We start from the raw sequence: 19,236 nt of genomic DNA, 5'->3' as shown, positions 1-19,236 counted from the left end.
CTCAAATCCTCACTTGTGAAAGGAATTTTATCAACGAAATGAAAAAATTTATTATCGAAGGCGGACGACCACTTAGCGGAGAAGTGTTAGTTTCTGGGGCTAAGAATAGTACAGTGGCGCTGATTCCTGCTGCTATTCTGGCAGATAGTCCTGTTGTCTTAGAGGCTGTTCCAACGATTGATGATGTTGATTCGCTGATTAGTATTTTAAGAGACTTTAATGTGAGTGCTGATTTCCAAGAGCACGTCCTACGTATTGACCCTAGCCAAATGGAAAATATCCCCATGCCTGAAGGGAAGATTCAAAGTTTACGGGCTTCCTATTATTTTATGGGGGCCTTACTGGCTAAATATGGTGAAGGTACCGTGGGGTTGCCGGGTGGTTGTTCCCTCGGCCCCCGTCCTATTGACCTCCATATTAAAGGCTTTGAAGCCCTAGGCGCTAAGATTGAAAGCGAAAATGGCGCCATCCACTTTTCCACCCCTAATGGCTTAACTGGGGCTGATATTTACCTGGATGTCGTTAGTGTTGGAGCGACTATTAATATTATGTTAGCGGCTGTCAAGGCTAAGGGGCAAACGGTGATTGATAACGCCGCCCGAGAACCTGAAATTATTGACGTAGCCACCCTCTTAAATAAAATGGGGGCTAACATTAAAGGGGTAGGGACCTCAACCATCCGGATCGAAGGGGTTGACCACTTACACGGGGTCAGCCATGCCATTATCCCCGACCGGATTGAAGCCGGAACTTATCTTACGGCCGCTGCCCTGGTTGGCCAAGGGGTTTATGTGAAGAACGTGATCTTTGAACATATTGAAGGTCTAGTGGCCAAGATGGGCGAAATGGGCGTTAAGATGGATGTCTACGAAGACAAGATCTATGTCCATCCCCAAGCGGATGACCTGGAGATGGTCAATATTAAAACGGCTGCCTATCCCGGCTTTGCCACCGACCTCCAGCAACCCATAACCCCACTCTTAATTACTGCCCATGGGAGTGGCGTGATCGAGGACACCATCTACCCTAAACGGGTCAACCATGTCCCTGAATTACAACGGATGGGAGCAGATATCCATGTGGTAGATGACACCATCCACATCAAGGGCCCCAAGTCCTTAACCGGTACCAAGGTCACTGCCTCTGATCTGAGAGCAGGGGCTTGTTTGATTAATGCTGGCTTGGCTGCTTCTGGGCGGACCGACGTCTATGGGGCTGAACATATCTTACGGGGTTACGATAACATTTGTGAAAAATTACAGAAATTAGGAGCCAAGATCGACCTGGTTGATATCGACGACTAAAGGCCTTTACTCCTTATAAGAAAGGGTGCCTATGACTAAGAAGAAAGCAAAATTTGAAAAAGATGAGCTCTTAACCTGGGAAGATCTGGAAGGCCTCACCCTCAAGCAAATCTATGATTATGCTAAGGAATATAAGATTCCTTACTACAGTCAAATGAATAAAAAGGAACTGATCCTAGCCGTTATCCGGGCCCAAGAAAAAAGCCAGGGCTATTTTTCAGTGGAGGGCATCCTGGATATTACCGGTAATGAATTTGGTTTCTTGCGCCCGATTAATTATTCCCCCAGTCAGGAAGACATTTATATTTCTAATTCCCAGATGCGCCGCTTTGGCTTACGGAATGGAGACTTAGTCTCAGGAACTGCCCGGCCGCCCAAGAACAACGAACGCTATCTGGGCTTGATGCATGTCTATGGGGTCAACGGCAAGGACCCTGAAGAAGCTAAACAGCGCTCGCACTTCCCCGCCCTAACCCCTATCTATCCTGACCAGGCCCTGCGTCTAGAATCGGCGCCTAACCGTCTATCGACTCGGATGATTGACCTCATCGCTCCGGTCGGCTTTGGCCAACGGGGCTTGATTGCGGCTCCTCCCAAGGCAGGGAAGACCGTCTTACTAAAAGAAATTGCCAATGGTATCAGTGAAAACTACCCCGAGGCAGAATTGATTATTCTCTTAATCGATGAGCGTCCTGAGGAAGTGACTGACCTCGAGCGCAGTGTCCAAGGGGAAGTAGTCAGCTCGACCTTCGACCAAAAACCTGATAACCATGTCCGGGTGGCTGAATTGGTCTTGGAACGGGCCCGACGTTTGGTCGAAGATAAGCGGGATGTCATCGTCTTGATGGATTCCATCACCCGTTTAGCTCGGGCCTATAACTTGATTGAACCGCCTTCTGGTCGGACCTTATCTGGAGGGTTGGATCCGGCTGCCTTATATGGCCCTAAGCGCTTCTTCGGTTCTGCTAGAAATATCGAAGATGGCGGCTCTTTGACCATCCTAGCTACCGCCTTAACCGATACCGGGTCGCGGATGGATGACATGATCTATGAAGAATTCAAGGGCACCGGCAATATGGAATTACACCTGTCCCGGCAACTGGCTGAGCGCCGGATTTTCCCCGCCATTGATATTAAGAAGTCAGGCACCCGCAAGGAAGAACTGCTCTTAAGTGACCAAGCCCTAGAAGCCCTCTGGCAACTCCGCCAAGGCATGCAGGGGAATAGCCAAGAGTATACTGAGAGCTTCATCCATGAGTTATCGCAAACCAAGACTAACCAACAATTTATCGAACGCTTGGCTTCTTTTGGTCAAGCTTTGAAAGAAAAATAAAAAAGTCTTGAAATCAAAAAAACTCTGTGATAGTATATTGCTGTTATGTAAAAATAATCTCTAAATTGAAAAAGATTTAGGGCGCAAAGGAGAGTAGACGACTAATGAAACAAAATATCCATCCAGATTACCATCCAGTCGTTTTTATGGACACAAGTACAGGTTTTAAATTCCTATCTGGTTCCACAAAAACTTCTGATGAAACCGTTGAATGGGAAGACGGCAACACTTATCCATTGATTCGTGTGGAAATTTCTTCCGACTCCCACCCATTCTATACCGGACGTCAAAAATTCACCCAAGCCGATGGACGTGTGGACCGTTTCAACAAGAAATACGGTTTTGCCGACGCCAACGCCAAGAAAGACTAATAAGTTTACAAGAAGGAGCTTGCCATTTATGCCAAGCTCTTTTTTATTTTAAATTTTTACTGATTATGAATGGGTAAAAATCTACTTGGTAAATAGCTATGAGCAGTAGTGGCGCTTTGAAGTTTGGCGTTAGCCATGAACAAGCAAGCGATGTGAATTACGGCTAGTAGGCGCTAGCCCTACTAGCCGTTTGAAGCTCGCTAGGTGAGGGACATAGGCCCGAACCGGTGCTGCTTTAGCCGTTGGAGATTTAGCGACTTACGGATAAAGTACAAAACGGCGGTAGACGTTATTGATCCGCTATATTCAACGACCAAAATTCAAAAGCAGAACGAATGCTCATCAGTATTGATTAACAAATAATATTTTAGCTTTCTTGCGACTTGCCCTGAATTCTTAAGGATTTACTTAAACTTTTCTATAAAAGTCTTTACTTCACCTTCCTGACTTGTTTTTTTATAATAAGTGGGTAATAATTAGAACGATTTCGTTAGGCCAAATAAAGGAGTTATTATGAAGAAGATTAACTGGAGCCGCATATTGGGAATTCTCCTGATTCTTGTAGGAATCGGTTTTATCATTTACCAATATGTTCCCGCTGTGCAAGTGTATATCAACCAAAAAACTTATGCCCTAAGCAATGTCGACCGTGACCAAGTCCTCAAGAACCAGGAAGATAACTCAGGGAACTACGACCCTAACCAAGTGACTATGGTAACCCCTGATATGGTCCGGGCAGCCCGGAAACGGATCCGCGAAGGCAGTGACGAACTTAATGTGATCGGAGCCTTGGCTATGCCCAAGCAAAATATTTCGATTTCGGTAATGAATGGCTTAAGTGAGAGTGTTCTTTTAAGTGGGGCAGGGACCTTTTACCCCAACCAAGAGATGGGGGTTAATAATTACCCCTTGGCCAGTCATAATATGGATGCGATTGCGCCAGGCTTGTTGCTATCCCCCATGGTGGAGAATACGTCTTTAGGGGATAAGATTTACTTGACTGATATGAAGAATATTTATGAATATGAAACCTTCTATGCCCAAAAAACCGATCCTAGCCGGGTAGATATGGTGACGCTTGAATCCAAGGAGCCGATAGTGACCCTAGTGACTTGTGAAGAATCCACTTCCGCCGCCATGCGTTATATCGTCCAAGGAAAGCTGGTTAAACAATGGCCTTTTGAGAAGGCACCTAAAGAAGTGATCGAATACTTCAGCTAAGCAGCGATTTTTTAGGAATTTACCCCCAACATAAAAAAACTGCCTCTTGTCTATTTGACAGGGGGCAGTTTTTTGATTGTCGCGATTACATAAATAAACTTCTAACTAATAAACCGATAATTAAACCCACCACAAAGATTAAAACATAGCGCAGGGTATTGTTATTGTTTTCTTTCATAAGTTTTCCTCCTCTTAATGAATGGCTTTTTATTACATAATTGTTACATCCTCAGCCTAACAAAAAAACAGCGCTTTCAAAGAATTTTACTTATTGAGTATTCACTTCTCCCGGCTAGTCAATAAATGAGCCTAAGCCTGACTAATCTGGACTAGCGGATGAAACTTGGCATTAAACACAAGCAAAAAACACCTTAAGAAGGCTTGATTGAAGCAGTCTTCTTAAGGTGTTTTGCCGTCTGACTCGAGCGATTGTGGGTGATTTATTTCTTTTTCAAGTCGTTGAGGTAGACCTGGGCCAGGTCACGGTAACTTTCCTCTGGGTGCTGGCTAAAGTAAGTGACCCATTTTAAAAACCAGGTCTGGTTGGGATGGTGTTGGTAACGTTGGAGGAGCCTGTCTAAATCAGCCACACCATTGACGTGGAGAAAGGCGGCGTTAGCCCGGTGGTAGCTATCGATCGGGGGAGCGGGTAGGGGAAAGTGCCGTTTTTGCCCCAGGCTAAGAAAAGTTTGAAAGTCTTCAGCCAGTAGGAGTTTTTGTCCAGTCGCAAAATTCTGATAGTAAACTTTAGGCTCACTCCGGCTTTCCTTTAAGTCTTTGGGGAAGGATAGGTAGGCCACCGCGGCCTGGTCTTCATAGAAGATAATGTCATGGTCGCCTAATTCTTGGGAAAATTGGAAACTCTCTTGGTCCGAAAGGTTGGGGACCAGGTAGGGGCGGTTGACGGGTCTGGGATAGAGCCCAGCAATATAGGGAATATAGACGGCATCCAGGGCATCAGGACTGGGTTTAGGGCTTTTGAAATAGCCCTTAGAGCTATAGCCACCATTAACTTGGTTGACTAAGTTGTGATAGGCGATAGGGAGGTCATGGACCATAATCGCCCCTTTGATCGGTGTTTGTGAGAGATAAGTATAGTAATGTTTTTGGAAGGGGAGGGCGAGCAAGTGAATATTATGAGCGCCTTTCATAAAAAGATGTGTCACTCCTGTCTAAAGTTTGGTATCATTATATGGTACTGTGAGGAGGGAGCTGGTGGTTGTGAATTATATTTATATTTTGCTTGAACCAACAAGTAATCATGTAACCAGTCGTGGTCTAGGGGTTTTGCACCTGAAAAAGGCCATGAAGAAGTTGCCCCGTAATTTAGTGCTCCTGTCTAGCCCTAAAGATATGGGCTCCTTTGATGATTATACACGTTTTGAGCTGATTCGCGGAGAAAAAAGCGTTAGTGATTTCTTGATTGAACAGGAAAGCGTGGCTAATCCCCATGTCAAATGGATTGATTATGATTCGCAGGAGTTACTGCATCAGTTAGATCCCGGTGAAATCGCCGAAATGCTCTATCTGAGTCATGCCAACCGGCACTGGCATTCACCCTTCTTCTATAAATTACAGAATAATTATGTCTGCCTGCCCATGGAAAATCATCTGGTAAAGGTTTATTATCGCTATATCAATGAATTTTTCTATCAATTGGCACTTAGAATTAAGGCTTGTGTGGAAGATAGCGGGGTAGGCAAGCGGCCACTGTTTTTCTTAAGCAGTTCTTTAAGCACTAAGGAAATCCCCCTCCCCTCACTGGAAACCATAGAAGAATTACGACCCTTGCTTTACGAAGGGGCGATTTTTGATTTTTCCCAGGTGGATTGGGCCCGGCAAAGTGACCTAGTTATTCCGATTTATTTGGCAGAGGACCAAGTGGATGAAACCATCAATCGACTATCAGAGGCGAAGTTATTAGCCAAGCTGACCTATGATTCAGCGAAGGGTTGGTCGATTAAAGAACTTTCGAACGAAATATTTGGAGGCTAATTATGAAGATTGTCTTACTATACGGAGGACAAAGTGCTGAGCATGATATTTCTATTATGACGGCGCAATCAATTATCAAGCATATTAATTATCAAAAGCATACTTTGTTGCCTGTCTATATTACTCAGGCCAACCAATGGATTAAGGGGACGGCGATTGACCGAGCTCCAGAAGCGGACCTTCCGCTCCGTTTTAATCCTGAATTGGACGCTAATGACCCTGAACACGGCGACTTAGTCAGCCCTTGTCAGGTCTTTAATGGGGAAGAAGTTATTGCCTTCCCAGCCTTGCATGGTCCCCACGGAGAAGATGGTAAGATTCAAGGCTTATTTGAAAGCTTGAATGTGCCTTATGTGGGCGCGGGTGTTCTAGCTAGTGCAGCGGGCATGGATAAAATTATTTCCAAGCAGCTCTTCCAACAAGCGCAAATTCCCCAAGTGCCTTTTACCTCGCTCACCCATTATGAATGGGACCAAGAACGGGCCAAAAGCCTCACTCGAATTGAAGGGGAATTGGTATATCCGATCTTTGTTAAACCCGCTAACCTAGGGTCTAGTGTGGGGATTTCCTGTGCCAACGACCGGGAGGAATTAATCCAAGCCATCGAGCTGGCCTTTAATTATGACCGCCGGGTAATTGTGGAACAAGGGGTAGAAGCCCGTGAGGTAGAAGTGGCCGTGCTCGGTAATGATGCCATTGAAACCTCAGTGGCCGGTGAAGTGGTCAAGTCTAAGAGTTTCTATAACTACGAGGAAAAATACATCAATAATACCGTAGAATTAGCCATTCCTGCCGATCTACCTGGTGAGATTATGGATAAGATCCGCGCTTATGCCGCTAAGGCCTATGCTGCTATCGATTCTAGTGGCTTAACCCGGGTGGACTTCTTTGTCACCCATAATATGGATATCTACATCAATGAAGTCAACACCATGCCTGGCTTTACCCAATGGTCCATGTATCCATCCTTATGGGAAGCGACTGGTATTCCTTATGACCAATTGCTGGAAAGATTAATCCAATTAGGCTTAGAACGTTTTGAAACTTATAAAGGATTGAAAAATGAGCAGTGATCAGATGAAAGCATTAGCCATCAATGAGATTGTCAAAGCCGTGGGGGCAGTAGACTATGATTCCACAGCTGCCCATCACTTGATTACGTCGGTAACCTTTAATTCTAAGGAAATTAAGCCAGGGGGCTTGTTTATCCCCCTAAAAGCTGCCCGGGATGGCCACGATTTTATCCAAGATGCCATCGACCATGGGGCTCAAGCCACCTTGTGGGCTAATGATCCCGCCGATGCTCCTAGTGAGATCCCGGTTATCCAGGTGGAAGATACCTTCACCGCCTTTGTTGATTTGGCCAAATATTATCTAGGTCTCATTCAACCTAAGGTGATTGCCGTTACCGGTTCCGCTGGTAAGACCACTACCAAGGATATGACCGCGGCTACCTTATCAACTACCTTTAATGTCTATAAGACCCAGGGCAATTATAATAACCAACTGGGTGTTCCCTTTACCATCCTCTCCATGCCGGAAGATACTGAAGTCCTGGTAGTCGAAATGGGGATGTCAGGACCTGGTGAAATTCGCTTCCTCGCCCAACTCTGTCCCATGGATGTTGCGGTGATTACTATGATCGGGGAGAGCCATATTGAATTTCTCGGCTCGCGGGAAAATATTGCCAAGGCTAAGCTAGAAATCCTAGAAGGCTTAAAAGAAGACGGCACCTTCATTTACCCAGGCGACGAGCCCTTGATTGACCAAGCGGTGGTCGATATGCCGGAAATCAAAAAGATCCGGGTAGGACTGGATGACTCTGAAGATGTCTATGCCGAAAATATTGTGAATGAGCGCGAGCATACCCATTTTTATACCAACTTGTCGCCTAATGTGGAATTATCCATTCCTGTGAGTGGCGACTATAATGTGAAGAATGCTCTGATGGCCTGTGCGGTCGCCTATAGCCAAGGCTTAGCGGTGGAACAAATTAAAACACCCCTGAGTCAGTTTAAGCTAACGGCCAACCGTAGTGAGTGGTTGCTGGGTAAGGATGACATCCAAATTCTCAACGATACTTATAACGCCAACCCCAGTGCTATGCGGGCAGTTATCCGTAATTTCTCACAATTAGAACGTCCCGCTGTTACCAGCCATAAGGTATTGGTCTTAGGGGATATGTTAGAATTAGGTAAGTACAGCGCCAGCATGCATGCCAGCATCGCTGAAGAGATTGATAGGCCTCATATTGATGGGGTTTATCTCTATGGTAAAGAAATGCAAGCCTTGGCAGGAGCCCTCCAGGAAAAGGGTTTCCCTGAAGATAAGATTCATTACTATCCTGAAGATAAGGCGACTTTAATTGATGATTTACTGGCCCAAGTTCACCCCCAAGACCAAATTCTCGTCAAAGCGAGCCATGGTATGGGCCTGGCCGAAGTCGTTGCTGCCTTAAAAGCTTAAGGCTAAAAACACTTTAACCAGCAATTTTATGCAATCCGTGCTATACTAGAGCAAGTGAATACACCAAGAACATAAGAGCTCGCCTTATGCAGGCGACTCTTTTTTAATAATAAGGAGGAATCTCTTCGTTAATGAAATTTGAAGAACTTAATTTAGATCCTAGACTGCTCCAAGCGGTCAAGAATATGGGCTTTGAAGAAGCCACCCCCATCCAAGCACAAACCATTCCCTACGCCTTAGAAGGACGGGATGTTTTAGGTCAGGCCCAAACCGGTACCGGAAAAACCGCTGCTTTTGGCCTACCTCTCTTAGAAAAAATCGACCACCATACCGACCACATCCAAGCTTTGGTAATCGCGCCAACCCGGGAATTAGCCATCCAAAACGGCCAAGAGCTTTACCGCCTGGGTAAGGAAAAGGGCGTTCGCACGGTCAATGTTTACGGTGGGGCTAATATCCGCCGGCAAATCCACCAAATTAAAAAAGGTGCCCCAGTAGTAGTGGGAACACCCGGCCGTTTAATCGATTTAATGAAACGCAAGGTCTTAAACTTAAACTTTATCGAAACCTTGGTCCTAGATGAAGCCGATGAAATGCTTAATATGGGCTTTATCGAAGACATTGAAACCATTATTCGTGCTACTCCGTCTAACCGGCAAACCTTGCTCTTTTCGGCTACCATGCCCAAGGAAATCCAACGCATTGGTGAACACTTCATGCAAGACCCGGTAACGGTCAAAATCGAAGCCAAGGAAATGACCGCAGATACCATCGATCAATACTTTACCAAGTGCCATGACCGGGAAAAATTTGATCTGTTAACCCGCTTTATTGATGTCAGCCATGCCAAACTGGCTATTGTCTTTGCCCGGACCAAACGCCGGGTGGATGAAGTCAGCCGCGGACTGATTGAACGGGGCTACCAGGCTGAAGGCATCCATGGAGACCTCTCCCAGGAAAAACGGTCTAGCATTATGAAGGACTTTAAAGACGGTCGTTTGGAAATCTTAGTGGCTACTGATGTGGCGGCTCGTGGTTTAGATATCAGTAATGTGACCCATGTCTATAACTACGATATCCCCCAAGACCCTGAGAGCTATGTCCACCGGATCGGCCGGACCGGACGGGCAGGTAAGGGCGGTATGTCGATTACCTTTGTCTCCAACCATGAAATGGGTTACCTGCGTACCATTGAAAACCTAACCCATAAAAAAATGTCTCCTCTTCGTCCACCAACGGAAGAAGAAGCCTTCACGGGTCAAATCAAGCAATCCCTGGCTGCGGTGGAGGAACTCTTAGAAGAAGACCGCGATGACCAATATGAAGAAGTGGTGAACTACCTCAGCGAAAACTATACTGCAGAACAATTAGCCTTGGCCGTGGTTCGCTCACAAATGAAGGATAAAAATGATGTCAAGGTGTCCATCACTCCTGAACGGCCTTTAGGGCGGAAACGTTCCGACAAAAACCGGGGCAAGTCCCATTCTAAGAACCGAGGCCAGCATAAGGGGAGAAATCACCACTCCAAGCAAAGACCTAAAAACAATAAGGACCAAGGCAAGTCTAAGCACACCGGCAAGAATAAGCGCAACCAGGCTAAGAATGGCAACAAGTCAGCTAGAAAACAATCCACTAAGCAATCATTTACCATTCGTTAAAGGATAGCTGACCATGATTAAAGGAATTGGTACCGACTTAGTTGACATCAAACGAATTGAAAAAGCGCAAAAACAGCGACCAGATTTTGCCAATCGGGTCTTAACAGCAAGTGAACGAGAAGCCATGGAGGCCAATAGTAGCTGGAAACGTCAGATGGAATTTCTTTCGGGACGCTGGGCAGCTAAAGAGGCCTTTGCTAAGGCTTTGGGGACGGGTATTGGTCTGGCCCTATCCTTCCAGGACCTAGAAATATTAAATGATTACAAGGGACGGCCCTGCTTGAAAACGACCGTCTATGAGGGCAAGATTTTTCTCTCGATCACCCATACTGATGACTATGCCCAAGCCTTTGTGGTCTTAGAAGAATAATGACTGATAGAACTACAGTCTCCGGCAGCATTTTGCCGACTGGCTGTAGTTTTTCTTTGTTCGTTAATATTGCTTTTTTATTTATTATTTCTTTAATTACAATCTGATCTGTGCTAATTTTACTAGGAAGGAGGAAGGCCATGAACTTTTACATTTTACTTTTTATTTTTGGTATTAACTTGATTTACATTATGCTCAATACTATCCGTACCCTCTTGGCCATGCGGGGTTATCGGTCTATTGCGCCCTTTATCGCCATGATTGAGGTGACTATCTATACCATCGGGCTTTCTGTGGTGATGAAATACCTGGATACCCCGATCTACCTGGTGGTTTATGCCCTAGGTTATGGGATTGGGATTTACCTGGGCATCCTCTTAGAAGATAAGATTGCCTTGGGACATGCAGTGATTCAGATTTTTACCCAGTCAACCGATAATCATTTGGCTCAAAGCTTGCGCCAACAAGGTTATGGAGTGACGGTGCAGACTGGTTACGGCCGGGATGGTGACCGCTTAATCATGACAGTCTTAACCCCACGGTCACGGGAACAGCAAGTCTGCCGGACCATTGAAGCTATTGATCCCAAGGTCTTCTATATCTCTTATGACGCCAAATACATCCATGGTGGTTTTTGGACCAAGCGTTTGCGCCCTAGTCTTCCCCATCCTAGAAAGCCGATGAAGAAAAGGGATGAAAAGCAGGAGGATGAGAGCACGGGCGAGGAGGGCTAAGAAAATGAAGAAGCTAGGCTAGAGATTTTTGACTAGGTCTTAGCTGAGATTATAAAATTAAATAGTTAGACAGAAGGCTTTCTGTTATTTTTTTTAGGAGCTCCTAGAGTAAAACGACTCTAGGAGCTTTTTCTGTCTTCTTATTTGAAATTGACAAGGAGGCCTTCTCTCTATATAATCAATAAATTAATTTTAAAGTAATAATGAAAAATGAAGAGACTAGTGATGACAAACAATCTATGACCGGCAGTCAAGGCAAATGTTCCCTGGTCATTTTATTGAAACAAGCGAAAGGGGTAAATTGATTTTGAAAGGAAATAAACAGTTATTTTTAAGAGGGGGTTATCCTTTACTGGCCAATTATGGGATTTCCTTAATTGGTGATACCCTTTACCTATTTGCCATCAATTGGTTCCTCGTTTCTCAAACGCAAAATACGGCACTACTAGGAAAAATAAATAGTGTGAGTACTTCAATTTTATTGGTTTCCAATATTTTAGTCGGGCCACTTGTTGATCAAGTGAATCGAAAAAAATTATTAATCTTTTCAGACTTGATGAGTTTTTTAGCTTGTTTAGCCTGTGCTGTGTTATATAAAGATTATCTTGATGATCAATTCATATTAATTCTTACTAGCGCTATATTAAGTATCGCTTTAGCCATTAATTCTCCTGCAGCCAAGGCCATTGTCCCCCATGTGGTCTTAGGGGAGGATATTGAGCGCTTTAATTCTATCCAAAATACCCTATCAAGTATCATTAAGGTAGGAGCTCCGATTATCGGGTCGCTAATTCTCGCTGTTAATAACAATTTTAATTTCTTTATCCTGATAAACTCCTTATCTTTTTTATTATCAGCACTAATCATCGCTTTTGTGCCTTACTGTGACAACAAGCAATTCCATGTTAGCCAATCCTTTCAATTTCACACGCATTTTGTCTCTGGCTTAAAGTATGTCTTCAGTATGAAAAAGATTTTAGGGGTCATGGTCTTTATTTCCTTATTAAACTTTATCATGACTGCTTATGACTTAGTTATTCCCTTTGCCATCAATGTTTTATTAAAGCAATCTGATAAGATATATAGCCTAGTCCTTAGTATAGAGGCTCTGGGCGGCATTCTTGGCGGCGTGTTATTAACCTATCGTGGGAGTGGTCAATCAGAAGAAAGTTTTATCCAAGATGTAAAATATCTAGCGCTCGTCTTATTAATGGCGGGATTTTTTCAGAATCTTTTCTTTATTTTCTTGTGTGCCTGGGTTAATGGTTTTTACCTGGTTCAAATTAACGCCAAGGTGTTCACGATTATACAAAGGCATAGCGACCAGGAGTTTTTAGGTCGGGTATTTTCCTTGCTTTTTGTTTTTAGCTCTTTATTTTCACCTTTAGCAAACCTTGTATTTGGCCAGCTTGTTCCCCTAGTTCAATGGCATAGCTTTACTGTGGCTGGACTAGGGGTAGTTGTGGTTTCCTATAGTATCAAGAAGTTATTTCTTGAGGGGCAATAAAGACCTCTTTTTGAAGAAATAATTGTGTTACAATGGGGTGTGCGTTGTTCGAAACCATCCAACGTAAAAAAACTAGGAGGAAAAGATTATGCAAGAGAATAAAACCCGGCCCTTAGTCATTAATGCCTTAGTGGCTGCGATTTATGTGGTGATTTATTTTATCGCCCCGCAAATCGCCTATGGACCAATTCAATTTCGCCTATCCGAAGGGCTTAACCATTTGAACGCTTTTGACCGCCGCTATAAATGGGGTGTGGTGGCAGGTGTTTTCATCGCCAATTTCTATGGCTTTGCCAATGGCTTAGGTTGGTATGACCTGGTCTTTGGAACCTTCCATACGGTGATTAGTTTCTTGATCTGTGATTGGATCTACCCTAAGCTTCCTTCCGTTAAGGCCCGCTTAGGCGCAACGACAGTGATTTTCTCATTGATGATTTTCATTGTGGCTTTTGAACTGAATCTAGCCTTCCAATTCCCTTTCTGGTACACCTACTTCACTTTAGTGGTCAGCGAGCTGATTGTCTTAGCCATCACAGCACCACTCATGTACTGGATCGACCGTCAAGTTCATTTCCACGAAAAAATCGCTTAAAAGTATTTGATAAAGAATTTGTATTTGAAGAGAGTGTGACAGTCACAAAAAAGGACGAAACCATTGGAGAAAACTGTCATAAGCTCAGCTATTAGGATGTGAGGACGCCGTTTAAGACTTGAATCACTGGAAGAAAATACCACAAGCACAGGGAACTGTGCGTTGGAATTTTCTGAAGTGACTTCAAGGCTGGCGTCCGAGCTCAACTAGGCTGAGCGTTGGCAGTTTTTAGTTGGGTTCGACTTGGCAGACTTGGAGTGATTTCACAAGTCAGAAACAAGCGAATGCTTCGCTTTTATTCTGACTTGCTCCAATCATCCAAGCCTAGCCGCCAAGTCTCACACCCTGTGTGAAGCGGACGTTCGTCCTGTGACTGGAGCAGGTTTGAATAGAGTGCGACAGTCACAAAAAAGGACGTTCATCCTGCGCTTGGAACACTCTTTGATAAGATAGTTGGTATTTTTATAAAGAAGCTAGGCTTTGTCCTAGCTTTTTTTATCCAAAATTTTAAATGGTATGTATTCACAAAATAGATAATAACTGAGAAGCGAGAAAAAGGACTGCCTGTTGAAGTCTTTGCCTAAAAAAGGGAATTTTTTGAAAAAATATTGGGAAAAGACTTGCTCGTGACCTTGCGTCATAAGCTAATCTACAGGCAGAAAGGAGGAAAAGCAATGCTTAATGAAGAGAAGAAAGGAAGTGAACCTGTGGCAACTTACACAAGTGGTGAATTGGCTAAATTAGCGGGGGTGACCGTGAGAACGGTCCAGTATTATCACAAACGCGGTCTGGTTCTTCCCACCAGTATTTCCGAAGGTGGCCGGCGTTTATATTCCGAAGCTGACCTCAATCAAATGAAGACGATCTGCTTTTTGAAAGACCTGGGCTTTTCCCTAGACGATATTAAACAAGTCTTAGATGAGGACAATGCCCGGGACTTGATTGACTTATTAATTGACCAACAGATTAAGGCTCTGGAGCTTAAGCGCCAGGAAGAAGAAGTCCAGCTCGACCGGCTTAGAGCCCTGCAAAAAAGCCTCCATTCATTTACTGACCTTTCTGCCACTGGCTTATCGAGCATTGCCAAAATGATGAATAAACGCAAACATGTTCAACAATTACATCTTTTTATCCTATTAACGGCCTTGCCGATCAGTCTCTTAGCTGGACTGGCGATTTTCTTACTCCTGACCCAGGGGAACTTTGCCTGGTTGATCCTCTATTTCATCCTGGCTATCCCTTACGGACTCGGTATTAGCCGTTATTATTTCAAGCAAGTGGCCTATATTTGTCCGGAATGCCATTATGACTTCCAACCGGACTTGAAGGCAGCGATTTTCGCTAAACATACCCCTTATACCCGGAAACTAATTTGTCCGCATTGCCACTACCATGGCTACTGCGTCGAAACCCTCGCTCAGAAAGAAGGAGACCATCATGAATAACTTGAGTGAATATTTACCCTTTTTAATTCCCGTTATCATCTTACAAGTTGCTTTGTTAGTTTACACCCTCCACCATATCCTCACCCACAAAACCTATAAAAGAGGCGGGCGGACCTTCTGGTTGGTCGTAGTGATCGTCTTGATGCAATTTGTTGGCCCGATCCTCTATCTCATCTTTGGTAAGGAGGAGGACTGATGGCAATTCTGACCTTGGACCATGTGACCAAAAAATTCGGCAGTCATACTATCCTTGATAATTTATCCTTGACGGTGCCCCAAGGCAGTGTCTTTGGCTTCATTGGAAGAAATGGGGCCGGCAAGACGACTACTATGAAACTTATCCTGGGCCTCATGTCCGCTGACCAGGGGCAAATTTTTGTCAAGGGCGAGCGGGTCAGCTATGGCCAGACCCAAACCAACCGCTATATTGGCTACCTGCCGGATGTGCCGGCCTTCTATCCTTTTATGAACGGAGAAGAATACCTGCGCTTTTTAGGACAAATTGCTGGTATGTCGGTCAGTGAAGCCAAGAAAAGGAGCCAGGAACTTTTAGACCTGGTAGGCCTAGCCCAAGATAAACAACGGATCAAAGGCTATTCGCGGGGAATGAAGCAGCGCTTAGGGATCGCCCAGGCTCTCATGGGGCGACCACAATTATTAATTTGTGACGAACCTACTTCGGCCTTAGATCCCTTGGGACGGCGGGATATTCTAGCGATTTTGTCTAATATTCGCCAGGAAACCACAGTGCTTTTTTCCACCCATATCTTGTCAGACGTTGAAAAGGTCTGTAGCCATGTGGCCCTCTTAAACCAAGGGCAGATTGCCCTAGCCGGCCCCTTGGAAACCTTGACCCATCAGGTGGGCGGACCGAGCTACCAAGTCGAGCTGGAGCAGGCTGAAGACCGCTTAAGCTTTCAAGCGGCCTTTCCCAAGAGCCAGCTCGACCAGACCGGCAAGTTGCGCTTTTCTAGCCAAGACTATCCGTTAAAACTTGTCTTAGCCTGGTTGGCTGACCAAGACTTAGCCCTCCGGCAAGTTGAGCGGGTAGAGACGTCTTTAGATGATTTATTTCAAGAGGTGGTTCGATAAAGACATTAATGACTTTACTGAAGAAGGAGTTTTTAGCCCAGTGGCGGGGCGGCCAGCTCTTTATTTTAGTTCTGGTTTTCTTTGTGATTGGCTTAATGAATACCGCCTTGGCCTTGGCAACCCCTTGGATGCTTGAGCAAATTGCTAGCCAAGATAACGGCCTAGCCATCCAGGTCCAAGCGGTGGAAGTGACGGCGACCATGGCTTGGGAGCAGTTCTTTAAAAACCTCCCCCTAGCCATGCTCTGCTTTGTCTTTTTGGAGAGTCAGCTCTTAACTAAGGAATACCAGACCGGGACCTTGATTCTGGTCTTGACCAAGGGTTTGAAACGGAGTCAATTCCTTCTCGCCAAATTTATCTTCCTGGTCACTCTTTGGACCGGGGCCTACAGTGTTTGCTGGCTAACCACCTTAACTTATACCCAGTATTATTTGGGCAGTGTTAACCAGGACGATTTAACCCTTGGTCTCCTAGCCTGGTACGGTTTTGGCCTCTTGGTTGTCAGTCTTCTCCTCGTATCTTCCACCTTGGCAACTTCCTCTAGTGGGGTCCTAGTGACCTTGTTTGCTAGTCTCTTAGTCTTTTATGTGCTGAGTGTCTTCCCGCAAAGTAAGGATTATTCTCCGATTCTTTTAACAGAAGGGAAGGCCTTATTAGGAGAAGGTTTGGATTTTGAAAACTGCCGTCAAGCGATCTATACTACGGGAGGGCTGATCCTGGGCAGTCTCTGTCTCAGTTTCCCCCTCTTTAACCGGCGGCAATTGTAGCCAATCCTGTCTAGTGGTCCATTGAATTAGAAAGTGTTTTGCCCGGTTGGTCCGGGCTTTTTTATAGAAAGGCAAAATGAATCAGGGGAGGCTAGGTTTTCCATTAGAGAATGCTTGGAGCAAAGTATAGACGGGCGAAAAAAATTATAATATACTAGACTAATATAAAGACATTTTGAAGCAATGAAGGAGAAATGATATATGGAAGATCCGGGGGCCTCTTCGATCCTAGGACAAATAATTTTAATACTGGTATTAACCTTAATTAATGCTTTCTTAGCTGGGGCAGAAATGGCCTTTGTTTCTGTTAACCAAGGGAAGATCAACCAATTGGCTGAGGAAGGCGACCGTCGCGCTGTAAAAGTGGTCCAATTACTGGATAAGTCGGATGACTTTCTGTCTACCATTCAGGTAGGAATCACCTTTGCTGGGTTCTTATCCTCGGCATCGGCTGCCAATACCTTTGTGGGCTACATCTTGCCCTATTTGACCAATATTCCCGCTGCCGAAATTCTAGCTACGGCCATCGTTACGGTGATTTTATCTTATATCTCCCTTGTCTTTGGGGAGCTCTTTCCTAAGCAAGTCGCCATCCAAATACCAGAGAAGTACTGCCTGTTCTCGGCAGGAACAATATCATTCTTAAATAAAGTGTTTACACCTTTCGTCTGGTTATTAACCGCCTCGACTGACGTGCTGAAGGCTATCGCACCGATCGACTTTACCCAAAGAGAAGAACGCTTGACTCGTTCTGAAATGCGGAAGTTAATTGAGAGTGGCCGCAATGACGGAATCATTGATATGGATGAATTTCGGATGATGCAAGGGGTGCTTTCCTTGGATTCCAAGCTAGCTAAGGGCGTGATGGTGCCGCGGACAGATACCTTTATGCTGGATATTGAAGATGACCGCGAGGAGAACTTGCAGCTCATTCTTCAGTCCCAATATTCTCGGATTCCGGTTTACCGGGATGACAAAGACGATATTCTAGGCATTGTCCATGCCAAGGACGTTTTACGGGAAGCTAACCGGGTAGGCTTTGAAAATATTCAAATGGAAAACATCATGCGCGAGCCTTACTTTGCACCGGAAACGGTCTTTATCGATGATTTGCTTTTAGAGTTTAAGCGTAACCACCTCCACATGGCCATCTTAAAAGATGAGTACGGGGGAGTGGTCGGTTTAGTGACCTTGGAAGACTTGATTGAAGTGATTGTCGGGGACATAGAAGATGAGTACGATGAAATGTCCTTTAAATATAAGAAGGTTAGTGATGATACCTATATCATTGACGGAAGTATGCCGATTGATAAGTTTAATCAGCTGTTCAATGCCCATATCTATTCGGGCGACTCCGATACGATGGCCGGTATTATTATTGAACACTTGGGCCGCTTTCCCCAAGATACCATTAATGAAAGCATCCAAGTCGATGATTATCTCTTCACCACGACTGATGTAGATGATGGACGGATTCGTAAAATCAGAGTCCACTACCAACCTCGTGAAGAAGACGACAACGAATAAGAAAAAGCCTAAGTTGACCTTGAGCGCTTAAATACGCTGGCCACTTAGGCTTTTTTCTATTGAAGGGATGAATTATCTTGGGCTTTCTTCATAAAGCTTTCCTTATTAACTTTCACGCGGCGGTGGTCTAAACGACCAATTAATTGGTCTTGGCAATAGGCTTGCATTTGGAAATGATAATGACGATCATCGTGGTCAACCAATTCACAATGAATACGAATTTCTTCATTCAAGAGACTAGGAGCCAAATGTTCTAACTGAGCATAGGTTCCCACGGTCGTTTCTTCTTCCTCTAAGTGGTCTTTCAAAAATCGTACTGCTGCATTTTCGAAATAACCTAAGAGCCAGGGGCTGGAAAGCACTTCTAAACTTCCTGAGCCAACTTGGTTAGCCAATTGGTGGGGTAAAACAGTAAAATAGGTATCCATAGTAATCCTCCTTGGGCGCATTATAAAAATTTAAATTAATTATACCATAGCTGTTGACAATGTCTAAATAAGCTGGTAATCTATTAGAGTTGCTTGAGAGCGAATAGCTCCCCAGCAAAAAAAACATTTCAGAAAGTTATTGACAAAATCTTCTGAATGATTATATAATATAGTTCCTGGCTGAGAGCTTTGCCAACAAAAGTTTCGAAAAAACTTTTTAAAAAGTTGTTGACAAGCGTTCGAAAGCTATGGTAAACTAATTAAGTCGCTGTCACAGAAGGCAGCAGGATTTAGACCTTTGAAAACTGAACAAAGAAGACGAACCAAATGTGTAGGGCATCAACACTTTGTTGATGAACCAACAATTCAAACAATAAGTCTAGACCAGACTATAACTAGTCAGCAAACAAATGAGCTATCAACGCT

Annotated in this window: 19 protein-coding genes and 1 riboswitch; of the genes, 17 read left to right on the top strand and 2 right to left on the bottom strand. The window is 44.5% G+C overall.

Annotated elements, in window-relative coordinates:
• The first annotated feature begins 38 nt into the window (after positions 1-38).
• The 4 genes from JFU01_RS08375 to JFU01_RS08360 all read left to right on the top strand — a co-directional run bounded on the left by JFU01_RS08375 (position 39) and on the right by JFU01_RS08360 (position 4,229).
• On the top strand, positions 39-1,304 hold the full coding sequence (locus JFU01_RS08375; protein WP_195856625.1) for a UDP-N-acetylglucosamine 1-carboxyvinyltransferase: 1,266 nt from the start codon (positions 39-41) through the stop codon (positions 1,302-1,304).
• A 31-nt stretch (positions 1,305-1,335) separates the two neighbouring features.
• A complete protein-coding gene (gene rho / locus JFU01_RS08370) occupies positions 1,336-2,637 on the top strand; it encodes a transcription termination factor Rho (RefSeq protein ID WP_064293247.1) in 1,302 nt (433 codons plus the stop codon).
• A 104-nt stretch (positions 2,638-2,741) separates the two neighbouring features.
• Complete coding sequence (locus tag JFU01_RS08365; protein ID WP_013669986.1) at positions 2,742-3,008, top strand: type B 50S ribosomal protein L31; 267 nt, start codon at positions 2,742-2,744, stop codon at positions 3,006-3,008.
• Positions 3,009-3,521: 513 nt separating this feature from the next.
• Positions 3,522-4,229 carry a class A sortase gene (locus JFU01_RS08360; RefSeq protein WP_111882995.1) on the top strand — a complete coding sequence of 236 codons (708 nt, stop codon included), beginning with the start codon at positions 3,522-3,524 and terminating at the stop codon, positions 4,227-4,229.
• Between the two features lie 440 nt (positions 4,230-4,669).
• Here JFU01_RS08360 and JFU01_RS08355 read toward each other — a convergent pair whose 3' ends face one another.
• A complete protein-coding gene (locus tag JFU01_RS08355; protein ID WP_195856624.1) occupies positions 4,670-5,380 on the bottom strand; it encodes an SMI1/KNR4 family protein in 711 nt (236 codons plus the stop codon).
• A gap of 64 nt (positions 5,381-5,444) precedes the next feature.
• Between JFU01_RS08355 and JFU01_RS08350 the strand changes: the two genes are divergently transcribed.
• The 13 genes from JFU01_RS08350 (at position 5,445) to JFU01_RS08290 (ending at position 18,382) form a co-directional block, all read left to right on the top strand.
• Positions 5,445-6,224 carry a hypothetical protein gene (locus JFU01_RS08350; RefSeq protein ID WP_111852116.1) on the top strand — a complete coding sequence of 260 codons (780 nt, stop codon included), beginning with the start codon at positions 5,445-5,447 and terminating at the stop codon, positions 6,222-6,224.
• A gap of 2 nt (positions 6,225-6,226) precedes the next feature.
• Positions 6,227-7,297: a D-alanine--D-alanine ligase gene (locus JFU01_RS08345; protein ID WP_111852117.1), complete on the top strand. Its 1,071-nt coding sequence runs from the start codon at positions 6,227-6,229 to the stop codon at positions 7,295-7,297.
• Positions 7,287-8,690 carry a UDP-N-acetylmuramoyl-tripeptide--D-alanyl-D-alanine ligase gene (locus JFU01_RS08340; protein WP_232617435.1) on the top strand — a complete coding sequence of 468 codons (1,404 nt, stop codon included), beginning with the start codon at positions 7,287-7,289 and terminating at the stop codon, positions 8,688-8,690. Before JFU01_RS08345 ends, JFU01_RS08340 begins: the two co-directional genes overlap by 11 nt.
• A gap of 131 nt (positions 8,691-8,821) precedes the next feature.
• Positions 8,822-10,348, top strand: coding sequence for a DEAD/DEAH box helicase (locus JFU01_RS08335; protein WP_195856622.1), 1,527 nt, complete (start codon positions 8,822-8,824; stop codon positions 10,346-10,348).
• 13 nt (positions 10,349-10,361) lie between these two features.
• A complete protein-coding gene (acpS, locus tag JFU01_RS08330; RefSeq protein ID WP_195856621.1) occupies positions 10,362-10,718 on the top strand; it encodes a holo-ACP synthase in 357 nt (118 codons plus the stop codon).
• Positions 10,719-10,858: 140 nt separating this feature from the next.
• Positions 10,859-11,452, top strand: coding sequence for a DUF2179 domain-containing protein (locus JFU01_RS08325; protein WP_195856620.1), 594 nt, complete (start codon positions 10,859-10,861; stop codon positions 11,450-11,452).
• Between the two features lie 307 nt (positions 11,453-11,759).
• Positions 11,760-12,959, top strand: coding sequence for an MFS transporter (locus JFU01_RS08320; protein WP_198434226.1), 1,200 nt, complete (start codon positions 11,760-11,762; stop codon positions 12,957-12,959).
• 37 nt (positions 12,960-12,996) lie between these two features.
• Positions 12,997-13,041, top strand: a riboswitch (PreQ1 riboswitch).
• Positions 13,042-13,047: 6 nt separating this feature from the next.
• On the top strand, positions 13,048-13,551 hold the full coding sequence (locus JFU01_RS08315; RefSeq protein WP_195856619.1) for a QueT transporter family protein: 504 nt from the start codon (positions 13,048-13,050) through the stop codon (positions 13,549-13,551).
• 674 nt (positions 13,552-14,225) lie between these two features.
• A complete protein-coding gene (locus JFU01_RS08310; RefSeq protein ID WP_195856618.1) occupies positions 14,226-14,996 on the top strand; it encodes a MerR family transcriptional regulator in 771 nt (256 codons plus the stop codon).
• Positions 14,989-15,192, top strand: coding sequence for a PLDc N-terminal domain-containing protein (locus tag JFU01_RS08305; protein WP_195856617.1), 204 nt, complete (start codon positions 14,989-14,991; stop codon positions 15,190-15,192). The genes JFU01_RS08310 and JFU01_RS08305 overlap by 8 nt, the downstream gene beginning before the upstream one ends.
• Positions 15,192-16,088 carry an ABC transporter ATP-binding protein gene (locus JFU01_RS08300; protein WP_195856616.1) on the top strand — a complete coding sequence of 299 codons (897 nt, stop codon included), beginning with the start codon at positions 15,192-15,194 and terminating at the stop codon, positions 16,086-16,088. The genes JFU01_RS08305 and JFU01_RS08300 overlap by 1 nt, the downstream gene beginning before the upstream one ends.
• 8 nt (positions 16,089-16,096) lie before the next feature.
• A complete protein-coding gene (locus JFU01_RS08295) occupies positions 16,097-16,855 on the top strand; it encodes an ABC transporter permease subunit (RefSeq protein ID WP_195856615.1) in 759 nt (252 codons plus the stop codon).
• 201 nt (positions 16,856-17,056) lie between these two features.
• A complete protein-coding gene (locus tag JFU01_RS08290) occupies positions 17,057-18,382 on the top strand; it encodes a hemolysin family protein (RefSeq protein WP_195856614.1) in 1,326 nt (441 codons plus the stop codon).
• Positions 18,383-18,438: 56 nt separating this feature from the next.
• Here the strand turns inward: JFU01_RS08290 and JFU01_RS08285 are convergent, their stop codons facing one another.
• A complete protein-coding gene (locus JFU01_RS08285) occupies positions 18,439-18,810 on the bottom strand; it encodes a thioesterase family protein (RefSeq protein ID WP_013669552.1) in 372 nt (123 codons plus the stop codon).
• Between the last annotated feature and the right edge of the window lie 426 nt (positions 18,811-19,236).

The organism is Aerococcus sp. Group 2 (genome assembly GCF_905125285.1).
Taxonomy (GTDB): Bacteria; Bacillota; Bacilli; order Lactobacillales; family Aerococcaceae; genus Aerococcus; species Aerococcus urinae_E.
The sequence above is the reverse complement of the archived record's forward strand: the minus strand, read 5'-3'. Positions and strand labels throughout refer to the sequence as shown.

Bases quoted from the DNA above. Each gene is read 5' to 3' on its own strand.
- JFU01_RS08375 (WP_195856625.1), top strand. From the start codon at position 39: ATGAAAAAATTTATTATCGAAGGCGGACGACCACTTAGCGGAGAAGTG.
- rho (WP_064293247.1), top strand. From the start codon at position 1,336: ATGACTAAGAAGAAAGCAAAATTTGAAAAAGATGAGCTCTTAACCTGG.
- JFU01_RS08365 (WP_013669986.1), top strand. From the start codon at position 2,742: ATGAAACAAAATATCCATCCAGATTACCATCCAGTCGTTTTTATGGAC.
- JFU01_RS08360 (WP_111882995.1), top strand. From the start codon at position 3,522: ATGAAGAAGATTAACTGGAGCCGCATATTGGGAATTCTCCTGATTCTT.
- JFU01_RS08355 (WP_195856624.1), bottom strand. From the start codon at position 5,380: ATGAAAGGCGCTCATAATATTCACTTGCTCGCCCTCCCCTTCCAAAAA.
- JFU01_RS08345 (WP_111852117.1), top strand. From the start codon at position 6,227: ATGAAGATTGTCTTACTATACGGAGGACAAAGTGCTGAGCATGATATT.
- JFU01_RS08340 (WP_232617435.1), top strand. From the start codon at position 7,287: ATGAGCAGTGATCAGATGAAAGCATTAGCCATCAATGAGATTGTCAAA.
- JFU01_RS08335 (WP_195856622.1), top strand. From the start codon at position 8,822: ATGAAATTTGAAGAACTTAATTTAGATCCTAGACTGCTCCAAGCGGTC.
- acpS (WP_195856621.1), top strand. From the start codon at position 10,362: ATGATTAAAGGAATTGGTACCGACTTAGTTGACATCAAACGAATTGAA.
- JFU01_RS08325 (WP_195856620.1), top strand. From the start codon at position 10,859: ATGAACTTTTACATTTTACTTTTTATTTTTGGTATTAACTTGATTTAC.
- JFU01_RS08315 (WP_195856619.1), top strand. From the start codon at position 13,048: ATGCAAGAGAATAAAACCCGGCCCTTAGTCATTAATGCCTTAGTGGCT.
- JFU01_RS08310 (WP_195856618.1), top strand. From the start codon at position 14,226: ATGCTTAATGAAGAGAAGAAAGGAAGTGAACCTGTGGCAACTTACACA.
- JFU01_RS08305 (WP_195856617.1), top strand. From the start codon at position 14,989: ATGAATAACTTGAGTGAATATTTACCCTTTTTAATTCCCGTTATCATC.
- JFU01_RS08300 (WP_195856616.1), top strand. From the start codon at position 15,192: ATGGCAATTCTGACCTTGGACCATGTGACCAAAAAATTCGGCAGTCAT.
- JFU01_RS08295 (WP_195856615.1), top strand. From the start codon at position 16,097: ATGACTTTACTGAAGAAGGAGTTTTTAGCCCAGTGGCGGGGCGGCCAG.
- JFU01_RS08290 (WP_195856614.1), top strand. From the start codon at position 17,057: ATGGAAGATCCGGGGGCCTCTTCGATCCTAGGACAAATAATTTTAATA.
- JFU01_RS08285 (WP_013669552.1), bottom strand. From the start codon at position 18,810: ATGGATACCTATTTTACTGTTTTACCCCACCAATTGGCTAACCAAGTT.